Source organism: Streptomyces sp. NPDC058008 (assembly GCF_042886395.1).
GTDB lineage: Bacteria > Actinomycetota > Actinomycetes > Streptomycetales > Streptomycetaceae > Streptomyces.
Genome location: NZ_JBHVQX010000005.1, coordinates 41,955 through 57,969 on the forward strand (window position 1 = coordinate 41,955; position 16,015 = coordinate 57,969).

The following is a 16,015-nucleotide window of genomic DNA, read 5'->3' on the forward strand; positions in this document are numbered from 1 at the left end:
TGACTGCGGTGACGTCTTCGTCTCACTGTGGGTGAACCCCCTGCCCGGACTCCCCCCGGGGCCCGGACAGGGGTGGTCTCTCAGCCGGTGCGGCGGCGCAGGGCGCGGAACGCGAGGGTGACGGCCAGGGCGGCGAGGGCGAGCAGGATGCCGGTCTCGACGAGCTGGACGGGCCAGAAGTGCGAGGCGGGGTGGTAGTCGAGGTAGCGGCCGGTGATGTCGTGGTCCGCCAGGCACCGGGTCAGGTCCGCCTCGGGCATGATCTGCCCGCACACGTCGCTCGGCAGCCGCTCGCCGCTGCTGGTGAGCTGGCCCGTCTCCACCCACCAGATCTCCTCGACCACCTCCAGGCTACGGCCGGTCAACGTGTCCCGGGGCCACAGGCCGCCGCGGAGGTAGGCGAAGGCCGTGATCACCACGCCGGAGACCAGACCGGAGAGGGTCAGCGCGAGGAGCGTGCGGCGGACCAGCAGCGCGATGAGGGTTCCCGCGCAGATGCCGAACAGGAGGTGGGCCAGCGGCACGGTGCCGGTGGTGGCGAAGACGGGCGCGTCGGCCCACCCGGGCAGGTAAGGAATGTCCGCGCGGGCCCGCGCCCAGTGCAGGAGGGCCGTCAGCACGGCCGTACCGGCCAGGAGCAGCGCGGTGGGGACCGCGAGCTTCGCGGCCAGCCAGCGCGCCGGTGACACGGACTGGGTCCAGGCGAGCCTGAAGGTGCCGCTCTCCAGCTCCCGGGCGATCAACGGGCCGGCGACGAAGGCGGCGGCGGCCACGGGCAGGGCCCTCAGGGCGAGGGTGAGGTTGTCGAGGATGCCGCGGTACAGGGACATGCTGTCCTGGTAGCTGCGGGCCGTCACGTCGCAGGCCCGGCCGGCGCCGCCGTCCGCCGGGCAGCCGGTCGCCGCGAAGGCCTCGGCGACCTGGGACGACCGCAGGGTGACGGCGACCAGGCCGACGGCCGTGAGGAGGGCGAGCGCGCCCGTGATCATCAGCGCCCATCTGTGCTGGCGCACCACGACCCGGGCGGGAGCGCGCAGGGAGGGGCGGGGCGGGGCGACGGTGCTCATACCGGGGCCACCTCCTCCGGGCCGCCGGCGCTCGGGGTGAGCAGGGGCGGTGCCTCCGGTGAGCGGAGGTGGGCCAGCAGCAGCTCCTCCAGGGTGGGCTCGGTGACGTCCCATCCGGTGTCGTCCAGGGGGCCCTCCCGCCGTACGAGCGCGGTGAGCTGACGCCCCGTCGTGCGCGCGTCGACGACCGTGTGCGGGGCGAGGTCGCGGACCTGCCCGGTGAGCACGCTGTGCGCGGCGACGATGTCCTCGCTCTCGCCGCCGAGCCGGATCCGGCCGCCGTCGAGGAAGAGGAGGTAGTCGCAGGCGCCCTCCAGCTCGGTGAGGATGTGCGACGACATCACGATGGTGGTCCCGTGCTCGGCCGCCTCGGCCATCAGGGCGCCCATCAGCTGGTGCCGCGCGAGCGGGTCGAGGTCGGCCATCGGCTCGTCGAGCAGCATCAGTTCGGGCCGCTTGCCGAAGGCGAGGGCCAGGGCGAGCCGGGTGCGCTGGCCGCCGGAGAGCGTGCGCACCCTGGCGTCCCGGGGGAGCGGGCCGGCGATCCGGCCTGCGGCGGCGGCGTCCCAGACGGCGGGGTTGAGCCGGCTTCCCGCCCACAGGGTGTCGGCCACGGTGAACTGCGGGTAGAGCGGCTTGTCCTGCGGGACGTACGCGATGCGGGTCCGGGCCACCGCGGGGGTGGAGCCGAGCACCCGCACCGATCCCCCGGCGGGCCGGATCAGGCCGGCCGCGAGGGAGAGCAGGGTGGACTTCCCGGAGCCGTTGGGCCCGACGAGCGCGCATATCCGTCCGGCGGGCAGCCTGAACGAGCAGTCGCGCAGCGCCCACCCGCGCTTTCGCCCGTAAGCCATGCCGAGGCCGTCCGCCTCGATCGCGGCACCTGTCATGAGTGCTGGTCCCCCTCGAATGTGCTGTTCAGTACGTCGGTGAAGAGCGCGCTCACGTCGTCCTTGTCCAGGCCGGCGGCGCGTGCTCCGCGGATCCAGTCCGAGAGTTCGGCGCGCAGCGGCGGGTCGGTCGTGACCGCCGCGCTGCCGAGGGTCCTGCGGACGAAGGTGCCGAGGCCGCGGCGGGCCTCGACGAGGCCTTCGCGTTCCAGTTCGCGGTAGGCCTTGAGCACGGTGTTGGGATTGATCGCCGTCGCCTCCACGACCTCGCGTGCCGTGGGCAGCCGGTCGCCCGGCTCCAGCACACCGAGGCGGAGCGCCTGCTTGGTCTGCTGGACGATCTGGAGATAGGTGGCGACGCCGCTGCGCCGGTCGATGCGGAACTCGACCGCTGCGGACTCTGCCATGTTCACCACCCTTTCACTAATTGAGTAGTGAAAGAGTGCCCCAAGGAAGGGGCGGCGTCAAGCGACGCCGCCCCCGGGTGTGCTGGTGCCGCTCAGGACTCCGTGCGGTACATCAGGTCGACCTCGTGCGTGGCGAAGCCCATCCGCTCGTACACCGACAGGGCCGCCGGGTTGTCGGCGTCCACGTAGAGCATGGCCGTCGGCAGGCCCAGGGAGGCGAGGTACCGCAGGCCGGTCGCGGTCAGCGCCTTGCCGAGGCCGCCGCCCTGGGCCTCGGGCAGGATGCCGACGACGTAGACCTCGCCGAGGTCCTCCTCGGCGTGCACCTTCGTCCAGTGGAAGCCGATGATCCCGCCGTCGCGCTCGGCCAGGAAGAAGCCCTCGGGGTCGAACCAGGGCTCGGCCTTGCGGTCGTCGAGGTCCCGCTGGGTGAGGGCGCCCTGCTCCGGGTGGTGGGCGAACGCGGCGCTGTTCACGGCGAGCCACGCCGCGTCGTCCTGGCCCGGCACGAAGGTGCGGACGGTGACGCCCGGCGGGAGTGCGGGCTCGGGGATGTCGAGGGAGTCCAGCGGGCGGCGGAGCTGGCGCAGTTCGCGGAAGAGGGAGAGGCCGAGCACCTGCGCCAGGTGCCGGGCGGCCGCCTTGCCGCCGTGGGCCCAGACCCGCAGCCGCTTCCCGGTCGCGGCCAGGAGTGCGGCACCCAGGGCCCTGCCGTGGCCGCGGCCCCGGTGGGCGGGGGCCACGACCAGCTCGGCGGCGGGGGCCTCGACGGGGTCGGTGTCCTCCAGCTGCGCGTACCCGGCCAGGTCGCCGTCGACGGTGAGCAGGAAATGCCGGACGCTCTCACGGTGCCCGCCCCTCAACTGCAACCGCCCCTGCTCGGAGACGGCCTGCCGGCCGTCGGTCCCGGCGGCCTCGCCGAGGAGGGCGAGGACGGCGTCGGCCTGCTCGGGGGTGAGCGCGTCGAGGGTCTCGATCTCGCGCCCGGGGGAGGGGAGGGGTGCGTCAGTCGTCATGGGTACGAGCGTACGGGGCGGGGGTGGGGCGCCGGGGGCGGCGAGCGGTCGCACGGCCCGTTCGGACGCCGCCCGGCGGTCCGGGACTTCAGGGGCGCCGCGGGCGGGGCCGCCCCGCGCGGGCACCGGCTCGCGCGTCCGGGCCGTGCGCACCCGCGTGCCCCGGGGCCCGCGCGGCGGGGGCGCGTGGCGCGGTCCCCGGGCCCGGCGCGCCCGTGCGGGCCTGGCGTGGGACGGCCGGGCATCTCGCGGGAGCCCGGGGGCGGTTCCGCCCTCCGCCGGCCGGTGCCGGTGTCCGCGCGGTGAGTTCGCCGTCCGCGAGGGCCGGCCTCCGGCGCGTATGCGCGCTGTGGCGCATAGGTCCGCATATGTCCCCCTTGCGGGTGACTGGTCCCTTTCTGAGGGTGCGGCAACCAGTTCGTAACCCCGCACATCTGTCGCGCTACGCGCGTTGACTCTAGGCTGCGGCAGGCGTGGCACCGCCACTCACCATCTTCCGCTGTACTCACAAGGGGACCGATGTCAGCGACACCACAGAAGAACCGCGCGTCCCGGCGGGTGCTCGCCGCCGCAGCCGGACTGGCCACCGTGGGCGCGCTCGTCGCCGCGATGCCGGCCGGTGCGCAGGACCGTGGCCACCACAAGCCCAGCACCGTCGACGTGCAACTGCTCTCCTTCAACGACCTGCACGGCAACCTGGAACCGCCGGCCGGTTCCGCCGGGACGGTCAGTGAGACGCAGGCCGACGGCACGGTGAAGTCGGTTCCGGCCGGTGGCGTCGAGTACCTGGCGACCTCGCTGCGCACCGCGCGCAAGGGTCACCCGTACTCCGTCACCGCGGCCGGCGGGGACATGGTGGGCGCGAGCCCGCTGCTGTCCGGGCTCTTCCACGACGAGCCCACCATCGAGGCGCTGAACCGGCTCGACCTCGACGTGACGGCCGTGGGCAACCACGAGTTCGACGAGGGGGCCACGGAGCTCGGCCGACTGCAGAACGGCGGCTGCCACCCGGTCGAGGGCTGCTACGAGAAGGGCAAGAAGTTCAAGGGCGCGGACTTCCCGTACCTCGCGGCCAACGTGACGAACGAGAAGACCGGCAAGCCGGTCCTCAAGCCGTACACGGTCTGGAAGAAGAACGGCGTCAAGATCGGCTTCATCGGGGTGACCCTGGAGGGCACGCCGAACATCGTCACGGCCAACGGCGTCAAGGGCCTGAAGTTCCACGACGAGATCGAGACGGTCAACAAGTACGCGAAGGAACTCGACCGCCAGGGCGTCAAGTCCATCGTCGCGCTGATCCACGAGGGAGGGGCCCCGGCTTCCGCCTCGTACAACTACGACTGCGACAGCCCGGGCGCCGGCGACGGCATCTCGGGTCCGATCGTCGAGATCGCCAAGGGCATCTCGCCGAAGGTCGACGCCCTGGTCACCGGCCACACGCACCAGGCCTACGTGTGCACGATCCCGGACCCGTCCGGCAAGCCGCGCATGGTCACCTCGGCGTCGTCGTTCGGCAAGCTCTACACCGACACGACCCTCACCTACGACCTCCGCACCAAGGACATCGTGCGTACGTCGGTGAAGTCCCCGAACGCCGCGAACCACATCGTCAGCCGGGACCAGCCCAAGGCCACCGACATGACGGCGCTGATCGCGCGCTGGAACACGCTCGCCGCCCCGATCGCGGGCCGCCCGCAGGGCTACATCTCCGCCGACATCAACGGCCGCGGCTCCACGGCCCCCGAGAAGCCGCTCGGCAACCTGATCGCCGACGCCCAGCTGGAGGGCCTGGCCCCGGCGGACAAGGGCGGCGCGGTCGTCGCGTTCATGAACCCGGGCGGTATCCGCTCCGACCTGGTGTACGCGGCGTCCGGCAGTGAGGGCGACGGCGTGGTGACGTACGGCGAGGCCTTCACGGTCCAGCCGTTCACCAACATGATGAACGTCGTCGACCTGACCGGTGCCCGGCTGGTCGCCGCGCTGCAGCAGCAGGTCAGCGGCTCCAACGAGGCGTCCCCGAAGATCCTCCAGGTCTCGAAGGGCCTCACCTACACGCTGGACATGACGAAGTCGGGCGCGGCCCGGGTGGTCACGGACACGATCCGCCTGAACGGTGAGGCGATCGACCCGGCGAAGACCTACCGCGTCGCGATGAACGAGTTCCTCGCGGGCGGCGGCGACGGCTTCGAGGCCCTCGGCCAGGGCACGAACAAGCTGGTCGGCGCGTCCGACCTGGACCTGTTCAACACCTACCTGGCGGCCCACTCCACGGCGTCCGCCCCGCTGGCCCCGCCGGCCACGGACCGGATCACGATCGTGCAGTAGCTCCGGAACCCACGACGGAGGGGACGGAGGGCCGGCGGGCCCTCCGTCCCCTCCGTCGTTCCCGGACGGCGTACGGGGCGGGACGGACGGCTCCGCGGCCCTGCGCGCCCCGCGCGGACTCTGCCAAGCTGCGGGTCCCCGAAGGAGGCAGAGCCATGCACGGCACCAGCCAGGACCGCACTCTCCTGCCCGAGCACCGCGCGGAACTCGCCGAACTGCGCACCTTCCTCGACCGGACGCAGCGCGGAGCCGGCCCCGCGCTGCTGAGCGGCCCGGACGGCACCACCCGCGCCCTCCCGCCGGAGGTCCACGAGGCGCTGGTGGCGGTGGTGAGGGTGCTGTCGGAGGGCAGGGCGGTGACGGTGGCGCCCATGAACACCACGCTCACCACGCAGGAGGCCGCCGGTCTGCTCGGGATCAGCCGGCCGACCTTCGTCAAGATCCTCGACGGGGGAGGCATCCCCTTCTCGCGTCCGGGCAGGCACCGCCGGGTGCTGCTCCAGGACGTGCTCGCCCTCAGGGACCAGTGGCGCACGGGGGGCGGGAAGGGGGCCGGCCGCCAGGCCGTGCCGGCCGGGGACCCGGGCCCGTCCGGCGGCTGACCCCCGGCCGTGCGGCGACCGGCCTGGGACGGTACGGCGACGGCCCGTCCGGTCCGGTGGACGACCCGGGCCCGTGCGCCGGCCGGGCCCGTCCTCCTCCGGCGGGATCCGGCCGCGCGGGCACCGGTCGCACGGAACCCGTTCCGGTATTGAGGTGTACCCGACATAATGTCAGGCCTCCCCCCACAGCCGACGGAGGCCGTTTCCGCATGAGCCCGTACACCGCCAACCGCCGGAGCTTCCTCACCGGAGCCCTCGCCGTCACCGCCGGAGTCCTCATCGGCGGGGCGCCCGCCGCCGCGGCCGACAGCCGGGTGTCCGGCGTCCAGGACTGGATGGGCGGCATCCCCGACGCCACCCCGCTGCGCAACCTCACGATCCCGGGCTCGCACGACTCCGGGGCCCGCTTCGGCGGCCCGTGGACGGAGTGCCAGAACACCACGATCGCCGAGCAGCTCAACAGCGGCATACGCTTCCTCGACGTCCGCTGCCGGATCACCGGCGACTCGTTCGCGATCCACCACGGGGCCTCGTACCAGAACATGATGTTCGGTGACGTGCTGATCGCCTGCCGGGACTTCCTCCGCCAGCGGCCGTCGGAGACGGTGCTGATGCGGGTCAAGCAGGAGTACTCGGAGGAGAGCGACGCCGCGTTCCGGCGGATCTTCGACGACTACCTCGACGGCAGGGGCTGGCGCTCCCTCTTCCACCTCGGTTCCACGCTGCCCGACCTCGGCGGGGCCCGGGGCGGGGTCGTGCTGCTCGCGGACAACGGGGGCCTGCCCGGTGTCCGCTACGCCGATCCGGCGGTTTTCGACATCCAGGACGACTACATGGCGGAGCCGTTCGCCAAGTACCCCAAGATCGAGGCGCAGTTCCGCAAGGCGTCGCAGCAGCCGGGGAAGCTGTTCATGAACTACGTGAGCACCGCCGCCCTGATGCCGCCGCGCTGGAACGCGGACCGGCTCAACCCGCAGGTGCACGCGTTCCTCGACGGGACGGCGGCGGGCTGGACCGGCCTCGGTATCGTCCCGCTGGACTACCCCGCCACCCGGTCCGGGCTGGTGGAGTCGCTGATCCGGCACAACCCCGCCTCCTGAGCCGGCTCACCGGCCCGGCGGCGGCTGGGGCGCCCCCGGCAGGCGGATCGTCGCCACCGTCCCGTCGCCGTCGGGCGCGGGACGCAGGGCGATGTCACCGCCCGCCTGCTGGACCGTGCGCGCCACGATGGAGAGGCCGAGGCCCGAACCGGGCAGCTGCCGGGCCGAGGGCGAGCGCCAGAAGCGGTCGAAGACGTGCGGGAGGTCCTCGGCGGGGATGCCGGGGCCGTGGTCCCGGACGGTCAGCTCGCCGCGGTGCAGGGACACCTCGACCGTCCCGCGCGGGGGGCTGAACTTCACCGCGTTGTCCAGGACGTTGACGATCGCCCGCTCCAGCGCGGCGGGCTCGGCGCGCACGTACCAGGGGGCCAGTTCGGCGGTGAGGTCCAGCTCGGGACCGCGCAGCCTGGCCCGGCGCAGGGCGGTGCGGGTGATGTCGTGCAGCGCGACCACCTGGAGCGGGCCGGGCTGGGCCGCGTCGGGGCGGGACAGCTCCTGGAGGTCGCCGATGAGGGCGGCCAGCTCGGTCATCTGCGCCTTGACCGAGGACATCAGGGCCCTGCGGTCGTCGGGCGGGATGGCGCGGCCCGTCTCGTCGCTGCGGGCGAGGAGTTCGATGTTCGTACGCAGCGAGGTGAGCGGGGTGCGCAGTTCGTGGCCGGCGTCGGCGATGAGCTGCGACTGACGGTCCCGGGAGGTGGCCAGGGAGCTCGTCATGGTGTTGAACGAGCGGGAGAGCCGGGCGATCTCGTCCTCGCCCTCCGCCGGGATCCGGATGGTCAGGTCCTCGGTCTCGGCCACGTGGGCCACGGCGCGGGCGAGGTCGTCGACGGGGCGCAGTCCGGTGCGGGCGACCCACAGGCCCGCCGCTCCGGCACCGACCACCCCGATGCCGGCGACGAGCACCAGCACCCAGGCGAGGGTGGAGAGGGGATCGGTCACCTCGCTCAGGGGGCGGGCGATGGAGACGGCGAGGCTCCCGGATTCCGTCCCCGGGCCCCGGACGTCCAGCCGGTAGGTGTAGACGCGCATGCTCTCGCCGTCTTCGGCCTTCGCCGTGTGCAGGGCGTAGGACCGCTGCCGCTTGGCCACGTCCAGGTCCTCGCGGCTGACCGGAAGCTTCGACGTGCCCGGGGCGACGCAGACCGTGCCCTGGGAGTCGACGAGCTGGACCGTCGCTCCGGTGAAGGGCCGGAGCGGCAGCGAGGTGTCGCCGTTGCAGTACGCGTACAGGTTCGACAGGTAGGGCTGGTCGACCTTGGAGTTGCGCAGCGACTCGTCCAGCTGGTGGTCCAGCTGTTCCCGCGTCACGAACCAGCAGGCCGCGGCCACCGCCGCCACCGCCGCGGCCACCGCCGCCGCGACCAGCAGGGCGAGGCGGGAGCGGAGGGGGAGGGCGCGGAGCCGGCGGGCCAGCCCGGTCACCCGTCACCGCCGCCGGAGCGCAGGGCGTAGCCGACGCCCCGCACCGTGTGGACCAGGCGCGGCTCGCCGCCCGCCTCCGTCTTGCGGCGCAGGTACATCACGTACACGTCCAGGGAGTTGGAGCTGGGCTCGAAGTCGAAGCCCCACACGGCCTTGAGGATCTGCTCCCGGGTCAGCACCTGCCGGGGGTGGGCCAGGAACATCTCCAGGAGGGTGAACTCGGTACGGGTGAGCTCCACCCGGCGGGCGCCCCGGGTGACCTCGCGGGTGTTGAGGTCCATGCGGAGGTCGGCGAAGGACAGGACGTCGTCGTCGGGGGCGGCGCCTCCCGCCGCGGCGGCGTAGGAGCTGCGGCGCAGCAGGGCGCGGATGCGGGCGAAGAGCTCGTCCAGTTCGAAGGGCTTGACGAGGTAGTCGTCCGCGCCGGCGTCGAGGCCGGTGACCCGGTCGCCGACGGTGTCGCGGGCGGTGAGCATCAGGATGGGTGTCGTGGACCCCGTGGCCCGGATGCGCCGGGCGGCGGTGAGGCCGTCCATGCGCGGCATCTGGATGTCGAGGACGATCAGGTCGGGGTCGTACGACCCGGCCTTGGCGAGGGCGTCGTAGCCGTCCACGGCCACCTCTGTTCCGTACCCCTCGAACGCGAGGCTGCGCTGCAGCGCCTCGCGGACGGCGGGCTCGTCGTCGACGATCAGGACGCGCTGCGGATCGTCTTCGGCGGGGCTCATCGCTTCTTCGTCCTCTTCCGTCATGGCGGGTGCGGTGTGCGGGGCCCTCAGCCTCGCACGGCCGCCCTCCGGCGTCGCGCGGCGCGGCGCCGCCGGTCGCCGCCGCCGCGGATCTCGGCCGGGCGGGAGGCGGCCGCGGCGGGGGCCGCGGCGGCCAGTCCGGCCGCCAGGGCGAGCGGCAGGGCCAGGTCGGACGGGCCGGCGGCCACGGGGGTGGTGCGGGGGTTCACGGGGACCTCCTCGTCAGGAGCCGTTGCCGGCGCGCAGGGTGTCCAGGTCGGCCTTGACGGTGTCGACCGGGATGGCGAAGCCGAGGCCCACGCTGCCCGCCGCCGAGCTCCCGGTGGAACTGGCCGAACTGGGCGAGTACATGGCCGAGTTGATGCCGATGATCTCGCCGTTCATGTTGATCAGGGCGCCGCCGGAGTTGCCGGGGTTGAGCGAGGCGTCGGTCTGGAGGGCCTTGTACGTCGTCTTGGACGAACCGGTGTCGCCGTTGAACTGCTGACCGCCGAACTCGAACGGCCAGTTCTGGCCGCCCTGTTGCTGCTGCTGGTCCTGCTGGTCCTCCTTGGCGACGGTGACGTCGCGGTCCAGCGCCGAGACGATGCCGCTGGTGACCGTGCCGGTGAGGCCCTCGGGCGAGCCGATCGCCACGACCTGGTCGCCGACCTTCACCGAGGAGGAGTCGCCGAGCGAGGCCGTCTTCAGCCCGCTCGCGCCCTGGAGCTTGATGAGCGCCAGGTCCTTGTCGGCGTCCGTGCCGACGACGTCGGCGCTGTAGGTCTTGCCGGTGCTGAGCGACACCTCGATCTTGGAGGCGCCGGAGATCACGTGGTTGTTGGTGACGATCTCGCCGTCCGCCGTGATGACGACACCGGAGCCGGTGGCCTGACCGGAGGACGAGGCCGCGCTGATCTCGACGATGGCGGGCGACACGGCGGCGGCCACACCGGAGACCGTGCCGGCGCTGCTCTGCGACACGGTGGTGCCGCTGACGACGCCGCTGGAGCCGGAGCTGCCGGTGCCGCCGCTCGCGAACTCGCCGATGAGGGTGGCGGTGCCGCCGCCGACCGCCGCGGCGGCGATGGCCACGGCCGCGAGCAGCGCGTACGGCCGCCTGATCCGGCGTTCGGGCTTCGGGGCGTCCGCGGCGGGCGCGGGTGCCGGCCAGGCGTAGGCGGCGGAGGGCGTCCCGGCCGTCTGCGGCTCGTACGCCGGGGGCGGCGGGTAGGCGGCCCGGTCCCCGCCGTAGGTGCCGCCCGCGTACGGGTCACCGCCGTACGAGCCGCCGCCGTGCGAGTCGGCCCCGTAGGAGGGGCCGGTGCCGTACGCGCCGGTGTCGTGCGAACCGGTGTCGTGCGAACCGTTGTCGTGGGAGGGGGACATCGGGTACTCGCCGCTCGGGCGGGGGCTGTCGGTCATGTCTACGAGAGTGGACAGCCAACATGAGAGCAGCCTGAGTGCCCGCTGAGAAGCCCGGCAGAACCGTGTATGCCCGATATAAGGGAGCGCCCGGCTACAGCGCCGTCACCGTGGGTTCGCCGCAGCCGCAGGACCGGCGGACCACCAGCGCGGACGGGAACTGCTTCAGCCGCTCGCGCCGCGACCCCGAGACGCGCAGCGAGTCGTCGAGGACCAGGTCGACGGCCGCCCGCGCCATCGCCGGACGGTCGGAGAAGACCGTCGTCAGCGGCGGGTCGGTGAGCCCCGCCTCCTTCACGTCGTCGAAGCCCGCGACCGCGAGCTCACCCGGTACGTCGATGCGCAGCTCGCGGGCGGCGCGCAGCACACCGATGGCCTGGTCGTCCGTCGCGCAGAAGATCGCCGGCGGCCTGTCGGGGCCGGAGAGCAGCTTCAGGGCGACCTGGTAGGCGTCGTAGCGGTTGTACGGGGCGTGGAAGAGGCGGTCCTCGGTCGGCAGCCCGGCCTCCTGCATCGCCCGGCGCCAGCCCTCGATGTGGTCGGCGACCGGGTCGCCGACCACCGGGGTCGACTCGATGCCGCCGAGGCACGCGACGTAGGCGTTGCCGTGCTCCAGGAGATGACGGGTGGCCAGCTGCGCGCCGCCGATGTCGTCGGTGACGACCGCGACGTCGTCGATCGCCTCGGGGCGCTCGTGCAGCAGGACGACGCGGGCGTCCCACGCCTCGATCTCGGCCGCCGCGCGCTCGCTCGGCCCCTGGCTGACCAGGATCAGCCCGGAGACCCGCATACCGAGGAAGGCCCGCAGATAGTGGACCTCGCGCTCGTCGCGGTAGTCGGAGTTGCCGACGAGCACCATCTTCCCGCGCTCGGCAGCCGCCTGTTCGACGGCGTGCGCCATCTCGGCGAAGAACGGCTGCCGGGCGTCCGGCACGATCATCCCTATGAGGTCGGTGCGCCGCGAGGCCATGGCCTGGGCCACCCGGTCCGGCCGGTAGCCCAGCTCCTTGATCGCGGCGAGCACCCGCTCGCGCGTGGCCGGGGCGACCGGCCTGGGTCCGTTGTTGATGACGTAGCTGACGACCGCTGTCGAGGTCCCCGCCAGTCTCGCCACATCGTCCCGCGTCACCTTGGCCACGCGCGGCAGTCTACGCGGATCGACCTACCGCTTGGCAGGCCGGACCGGGGCTTCTTCGGTGATCTCTTCCTCCGCCGGCTGCTCCGAACGGGTGACCTGCTCGTCCGCCGGCTTCGACGCCGCCTTGGCCCGCGCCTCCTCGGCCGCCCGGTCCACCTTCTCGGGGGTGACGAAGCGGTAGCCGACGTTGCGTACGGTGCCGATCAGCGACTCGTGCTCGGGGCCGAGCTTGGCCCGCAGCCGTCGCACGTGGACGTCCACGGTGCGGGTGCCGCCGAAGTAGTCGTAGCCCCAGACCTCCTGGAGCAGCTGGGCGCGGGTGAAGACCCGGCCCGGGTGCTGCGCGAGGTACTTGAGCAGTTCGAACTCCTTGAAGGTCAGGTCCAGGACCCGGCCCTTGAGCTTCGCGCTGTACGTCGCCTCGTCGACCGACAGATCGCCGTTGCGGATCTCCATGGGGGAGTCGTCGGTGGTGATCTGCTGGCGGCCGGTGGCCAGCCGGAGCCGGGCCTCGACCTCGGCGGGGCCCGCGGTGTCCAGCAGCACGTCGTCGATGCCCCAGTCGGCGGTGACGGCCGCGAGGCCGCCCTCCGTCACGACGAGGATCAGCGGACAGCCGGGTCCGGTGGACCGCAGAAGCTGACAGAGCGAGCGGACCTGGGGGAGGTCACGCCGCCCGTCGATGAGGATCACGTCGGCACCCGGGGTGTCGACGAGCGCGGGCCCCTCGGCGGGGGCGACCCGCACGCTGTGCAGCAGAAGGCCGAGGGCGGGAAGCACCTCCGTCGACGGTTGAAGGGCATTCGTCAGAAGCAGCAGTGAACTCATCGCCGCCCACCTGCCTGGGTCGTCGGTCGATCGTGCACGTTCAGCTCGCCCATTACGTCGGTCCTCCTCGTTCCCTGCGAGAGGGGCACTCCCGGGTCGGACCCGGGGGAGTATGCGGCACTGCTTCGTACTCCCGTACGGCCATCACCTGCGACGGCTGTCATACGGTTTTTACTGTGCGGTCCCGCGCCCGGGGACCGCTGAGCTTGTGGAAACGCTGCCGTAACAACGCTCGGAAAGCACAAAAGGACCCGGGGGCTGCTTTGCCCGGATCCTCTTCGCAGCAGAATAGCCCACATGAGTTCTGTGTCCGAGGGTCGATTCCTGAGTTCTTCTGTTCCCTCGATCACGCGCGGGCCCCGGCGCGCCACGTTGCGGGCCGGTGACGGGGTCCGTATCGAGGCGGTGTACACCCCGTGTACGGCGGGTTCCGGGCCCTCCGGGGACCCCGCTCCCGGAGGGACCGCCGTCGTCCTCGCACACGGTTTCACCGGCGCCGCCGACCGGCCGGCGCTGCTGCGGGCCGCCGCCGTGTTCGCCCAGCGTGCGGCCGTGATCACGTTCTCCTTCCGGGGGCACGGAAGGTCCGGCGGGCGGTCCACGGTGGGCGACCGCGAGGTACTCGATCTGGCCGCCGCGGTGAGCTGGGCGCGTTCCCTCGGACACCGCCGCGTCGTTACGGTCGGCTTCTCCATGGGCGGTTCCGTGGTGCTCCGGCACGCGGCTCTGTATACGGCTGTGGAATTCGGTGAATCCCGCGTCGGGGAATCGGGAACGGCGGAGGCCGAACGGGGGGAGCGGCGCAGTGGGGCGCAGAAGGCGCACGAGGGGCGCATTGAGGCACATTCGGGTGGGCGCGCGGATGCCCGTGCGGATGTGGTGGTCGCCGTGAGCGCGCCGGCCCGCTGGTACTACCGAGGTACGGCCCCGATGCGCCGCCTGCACTGGGTCGTCACCCGTCCCCTGGGGCGGCTCGTCGGCCGCCTCGGCTTCCGCACCCGCATCCACCGCGAGGACTGGGACCCGGTGCCGCTCTCGCCGGTCGAGGCGGTCCCGCTGATCACCGCGCCGCTGCTGATCGTGCACGGCGACCGGGACCCGTACTTCCCCGTCGACCACCCCCGGATGCTGAAGGCGGCCGCCGGGGAGGGAGCGGAGCTCTGGCTGGAGCGCGGCATGGGCCACGCGGAGAACGCCGCGGACGAGGGGCTGCTGACCCGTATCGCCGACTGGACGGAGTCGGCGTGATCCATGATGGGCAGTCGACGTACGACGAAAGGGGTGCCGCCATGGCAGCGGGCACGATCCGCTACTGGGCCGCGGCCAAGGCCGCCGCGGGGACCGCGGAGGAGCCGTACACGGCGGAGACACTCGCCGAGGCGCTCGCCGGGGCGCGCGAGCGGCACCCGGGTGAGCTGACGCGCGTACTGCTCCGATGCTCGTTCCTGATCGACGGGAATCCTGTGGGGACCCGTGGACATGAGACCGTACGGCTTGCCGAGGGCGGCACGGTCGAGGTGCTCCCGCCGTTCGCAGGAGGGTGAACCGCAGACCATGAGCAACAGCGATCAGCAGTATCCGTACGACCCGGGACACGACCACCGCTACCCGGACCACCAGGGTCAGCAGGGACAGCAGGGACAGCAGCCCTACGACCCGGGGCAGGCTCAGCAGCAGCCGTACGGCGCGGGGCAGGGGCAGCAGCCCTACGACCCCGGGCAGGGGCAGCCGTACCCGGGGCAGCAGGCCTACGGCCCGGCCGCCCCGGCGTTCGGGGAGCAGGGCGGGCAGCCGGGCTACGGGCAGCAGAGCGGGCAGCAGCCCGGCTACGGACAGCCGCAGAGCCACCCGCGGCCGCCGTACGGGCAGCAGCCCGCGCAGCCCGGATACGGCCCGCAGCCCGCGTACGGCCTTCAGCAGCCCGCCGTGTACCCGGAGCCGCAGTCCTCGGACGCCTCCCAGGGCCCCGGCGGCCAGGGGGCGGCCCAGACGTGGGAGGGCCAGACCTGGGACACGCAGTACCAGCCGACCGTCCGGCCACGGCAGCAGGCCGTGCCCCCTGCGCCTCCCGCGTCCCACACGCAGGGCGGCTACCCGCTGCCGCCCGAGGCCCCGGCGGTTCCGGCGGCCCCGGTCGCCCACGAGGCTCCGGCCGTCCCGGCCGCTTCCGGTGACACCGGGTACAGCGCGCCCACCACCCTGGGCAACAGCAGGATCACCGATGCCCAGCGGGCCCGCGCCGAGGGGCGCTCGCCGATCATCGCGCCGGGGATGCAGCCCGCCGCGATCACGGCCGGCCTCGGCCTGCTCCTCGCCCTCGGTGCCGCGATCGGGTCCTACGCCCTGCTCGTGCCCCTGGTCCTGCTCCAGGCCGTGACGGCCGCGGGGTGGTTCCGGCTCAACGGCATGTGGCCGGCCAGGCAGGGCATCGCGCTGGCCTTCGCCGGCGGGGTCGCGGCCGACGTCGCGCTGCTCGCGGCGGGGCGGAGCAACGCGCCCGCCGCCATCCTCGGCACGCTCGGGGTCTGGGTGCTGCTCACCATCGTCCTCCAGCTGCGCAGCCGGGCCGGGGCCGACGAGCGGATGTACGGCCTGACGGCCACCGTCGCGTCGGCCGCGCTCGCCGTGCTGGCGGCCGGGCACCTGGCCGCCGTCCCGGACGCGGTGACGGTGGGCGGCATCGCGGTCGCCGTGGCCGTGCTCGCCAGGGCCCTGCCGCTGCCCGGACCCGTCTCGGTCGTCGTGGCGCTCCTCGCCTCGGCGGGCGCGGGCCTGGTCGGCGGGGCGCTCACGGACTTCGGGGCGCAGGCCGCGTTCCTCGGGCTCGTGGCGGGCGGCTGCGCGCTGATCGGCCTGCGGGTCGCGAGCTACGACTACCCGTCCCGCTTCGTGCACATGACGGCGGGAGTGGCGCTGCCGCTCACCGCCGCGGCTCCCGCCGTCTACCTGATCGGCCGGGCGATCGGCTGACGCCGCGATGCCGGCCGGTTCGGGGGAACCGGCCGGGCCGGTGGGCTCGTCGATCACTCCGGGCCCGCCGCACCGCGGCAGTAGGCTCACGTGC

Annotated in this window: 16 protein-coding genes; 6 read left to right on the forward strand and 10 right to left on the reverse strand. The window is 73.3% G+C overall.

The window, feature by feature from the left end; all coding sequences use genetic code 11:
• Positions 1 to 80: 80 nt before the first annotated feature.
• The 4 genes from ACFVS9_RS06330 to mshD form a co-directional block, all read right to left on the reverse strand.
• A complete protein-coding gene (locus tag ACFVS9_RS06330) occupies positions 81 to 1,067 on the reverse strand; it encodes a hypothetical protein (RefSeq protein ID WP_389930509.1) in 987 nt (328 codons plus the stop codon).
• Positions 1,064 to 1,957 carry an ABC transporter ATP-binding protein gene (locus ACFVS9_RS06335; protein WP_383115392.1) on the reverse strand — a complete coding sequence of 298 codons (894 nt, stop codon included), beginning with the start codon at positions 1,955 to 1,957 and terminating at the stop codon, positions 1,064 to 1,066. The genes ACFVS9_RS06330 and ACFVS9_RS06335 overlap by 4 nt, the downstream gene beginning before the upstream one ends.
• A complete protein-coding gene (locus tag ACFVS9_RS06340; protein ID WP_383115393.1) occupies positions 1,954 to 2,364 on the reverse strand; it encodes a GntR family transcriptional regulator in 411 nt (136 codons plus the stop codon). The genes ACFVS9_RS06335 and ACFVS9_RS06340 overlap by 4 nt, the downstream gene beginning before the upstream one ends.
• A 92-nt stretch (positions 2,365 to 2,456) precedes the next feature.
• A complete protein-coding gene (gene mshD, locus ACFVS9_RS06345) occupies positions 2,457 to 3,380 on the reverse strand; it encodes a mycothiol synthase (protein WP_389930513.1) in 924 nt (307 codons plus the stop codon).
• A gap of 519 nt (positions 3,381 to 3,899) precedes the next feature.
• Between mshD and ACFVS9_RS06350 the strand changes: the two genes are divergently transcribed.
• The 3 genes from ACFVS9_RS06350 to ACFVS9_RS06360 all read left to right on the forward strand — a co-directional run bounded on the left by ACFVS9_RS06350 (position 3,900) and on the right by ACFVS9_RS06360 (position 7,407).
• On the forward strand, positions 3,900 to 5,705 hold the full coding sequence (locus ACFVS9_RS06350) for a bifunctional metallophosphatase/5'-nucleotidase (protein ID WP_383115395.1): 1,806 nt from the start codon (positions 3,900 to 3,902) through the stop codon (positions 5,703 to 5,705).
• A gap of 155 nt (positions 5,706 to 5,860) precedes the next feature.
• Positions 5,861 to 6,307, forward strand: coding sequence for a helix-turn-helix domain-containing protein (locus tag ACFVS9_RS06355; protein WP_383115396.1), 447 nt, complete (start codon positions 5,861 to 5,863; stop codon positions 6,305 to 6,307).
• A gap of 209 nt (positions 6,308 to 6,516) precedes the next feature.
• Positions 6,517 to 7,407: a phosphatidylinositol-specific phospholipase C gene (locus ACFVS9_RS06360; protein WP_383115397.1), complete on the forward strand. Its 891-nt coding sequence runs from the start codon at positions 6,517 to 6,519 to the stop codon at positions 7,405 to 7,407.
• Positions 7,408 to 7,413: 6 nt separating this feature from the next.
• On the opposite strand, the gene ACFVS9_RS06365 is transcribed toward ACFVS9_RS06360, so the two are convergent.
• The 6 genes from ACFVS9_RS06365 to ACFVS9_RS06390 form a co-directional block, all read right to left on the reverse strand.
• Positions 7,414 to 8,832 carry a sensor histidine kinase gene (locus ACFVS9_RS06365; protein ID WP_383115398.1) on the reverse strand — a complete coding sequence of 473 codons (1,419 nt, stop codon included), beginning with the start codon at positions 8,830 to 8,832 and terminating at the stop codon, positions 7,414 to 7,416.
• Positions 8,829 to 9,560, reverse strand: coding sequence for a response regulator transcription factor (locus ACFVS9_RS06370; protein WP_389930518.1), 732 nt, complete (start codon positions 9,558 to 9,560; stop codon positions 8,829 to 8,831). The genes ACFVS9_RS06365 and ACFVS9_RS06370 overlap by 4 nt, the downstream gene beginning before the upstream one ends.
• Positions 9,561 to 9,607: 47 nt before the next feature.
• Positions 9,608 to 9,790, reverse strand: coding sequence for a hypothetical protein (locus ACFVS9_RS06375; RefSeq protein WP_389930521.1), 183 nt, complete (start codon positions 9,788 to 9,790; stop codon positions 9,608 to 9,610).
• A gap of 13 nt (positions 9,791 to 9,803) precedes the next feature.
• Positions 9,804 to 10,985 carry a S1C family serine protease gene (locus tag ACFVS9_RS06380; protein WP_389930523.1) on the reverse strand — a complete coding sequence of 394 codons (1,182 nt, stop codon included), beginning with the start codon at positions 10,983 to 10,985 and terminating at the stop codon, positions 9,804 to 9,806.
• A 94-nt stretch (positions 10,986 to 11,079) separates the two neighbouring features.
• Positions 11,080 to 12,123 (reverse strand): LacI family DNA-binding transcriptional regulator, encoded by a 1,044-nt coding sequence (locus ACFVS9_RS06385; RefSeq protein ID WP_383115402.1) that lies wholly within the window; start codon positions 12,121 to 12,123, stop codon positions 11,080 to 11,082.
• A 24-nt stretch (positions 12,124 to 12,147) separates the two neighbouring features.
• Positions 12,148 to 12,951: a response regulator transcription factor gene (locus ACFVS9_RS06390; RefSeq protein WP_383115403.1), complete on the reverse strand. Its 804-nt coding sequence runs from the start codon at positions 12,949 to 12,951 to the stop codon at positions 12,148 to 12,150.
• Positions 12,952 to 13,248: 297 nt separating this feature from the next.
• On the opposite strand from ACFVS9_RS06390, the gene ACFVS9_RS06395 reads away from it, so the two are divergent.
• Genes ACFVS9_RS06395 through ACFVS9_RS06405 form a run of 3 tightly spaced genes read left to right on the forward strand, consistent with a single transcriptional unit; the run spans position 13,249 to position 15,921 of the window.
• The gene (locus tag ACFVS9_RS06395; RefSeq protein WP_389930527.1) at positions 13,249 to 14,199 is read left to right on the forward strand and encodes an alpha/beta hydrolase; all 951 of its coding nucleotides are present in this window, start codon (positions 13,249 to 13,251) and stop codon (positions 14,197 to 14,199) included.
• Between the two features lie 41 nt (positions 14,200 to 14,240).
• On the forward strand, positions 14,241 to 14,495 hold the full coding sequence (locus ACFVS9_RS06400) for a MoaD/ThiS family protein (RefSeq protein ID WP_383115405.1): 255 nt from the start codon (positions 14,241 to 14,243) through the stop codon (positions 14,493 to 14,495).
• Between the two features lie 10 nt (positions 14,496 to 14,505).
• Positions 14,506 to 15,921, forward strand: a complete 1,416-nt coding sequence (locus ACFVS9_RS06405; RefSeq protein WP_389930530.1) for a hypothetical protein — start codon at positions 14,506 to 14,508, stop codon at positions 15,919 to 15,921.
• Positions 15,922 to 16,015 lie beyond the last annotated feature (94 nt).

Coding starts and splice junctions, on each gene's coding strand:
- ACFVS9_RS06335 (WP_383115392.1), bottom strand. CDS start 1,957: ATGACAGGTGCCGCGATCGAGGCGGACGGCCTCGGCATGGCTTACGGG.
- ACFVS9_RS06400 (WP_383115405.1), top strand. CDS start 14,241: ATGGCAGCGGGCACGATCCGCTACTGGGCCGCGGCCAAGGCCGCCGCG.
- mshD (WP_389930513.1), bottom strand. CDS start 3,380: ATGACGACTGACGCACCCCTCCCCTCCCCCGGGCGCGAGATCGAGACC.
- ACFVS9_RS06355 (WP_383115396.1), top strand. CDS start 5,861: ATGCACGGCACCAGCCAGGACCGCACTCTCCTGCCCGAGCACCGCGCG.
- ACFVS9_RS06395 (WP_389930527.1), top strand. CDS start 13,249: ATGAGTTCTGTGTCCGAGGGTCGATTCCTGAGTTCTTCTGTTCCCTCG.
- ACFVS9_RS06340 (WP_383115393.1), bottom strand. CDS start 2,364: ATGGCAGAGTCCGCAGCGGTCGAGTTCCGCATCGACCGGCGCAGCGGC.
- ACFVS9_RS06380 (WP_389930523.1), bottom strand. CDS start 10,985: ATGACCGACAGCCCCCGCCCGAGCGGCGAGTACCCGATGTCCCCCTCC.
- ACFVS9_RS06360 (WP_383115397.1), top strand. CDS start 6,517: ATGAGCCCGTACACCGCCAACCGCCGGAGCTTCCTCACCGGAGCCCTC.
- ACFVS9_RS06350 (WP_383115395.1), top strand. CDS start 3,900: ATGTCAGCGACACCACAGAAGAACCGCGCGTCCCGGCGGGTGCTCGCC.
- ACFVS9_RS06405 (WP_389930530.1), top strand. CDS start 14,506: ATGAGCAACAGCGATCAGCAGTATCCGTACGACCCGGGACACGACCAC.
- ACFVS9_RS06390 (WP_383115403.1), bottom strand. CDS start 12,951: ATGAGTTCACTGCTGCTTCTGACGAATGCCCTTCAACCGTCGACGGAG.
- ACFVS9_RS06370 (WP_389930518.1), bottom strand. CDS start 9,560: ATGAGCCCCGCCGAAGACGATCCGCAGCGCGTCCTGATCGTCGACGAC.
- ACFVS9_RS06330 (WP_389930509.1), bottom strand. CDS start 1,067: ATGAGCACCGTCGCCCCGCCCCGCCCCTCCCTGCGCGCTCCCGCCCGG.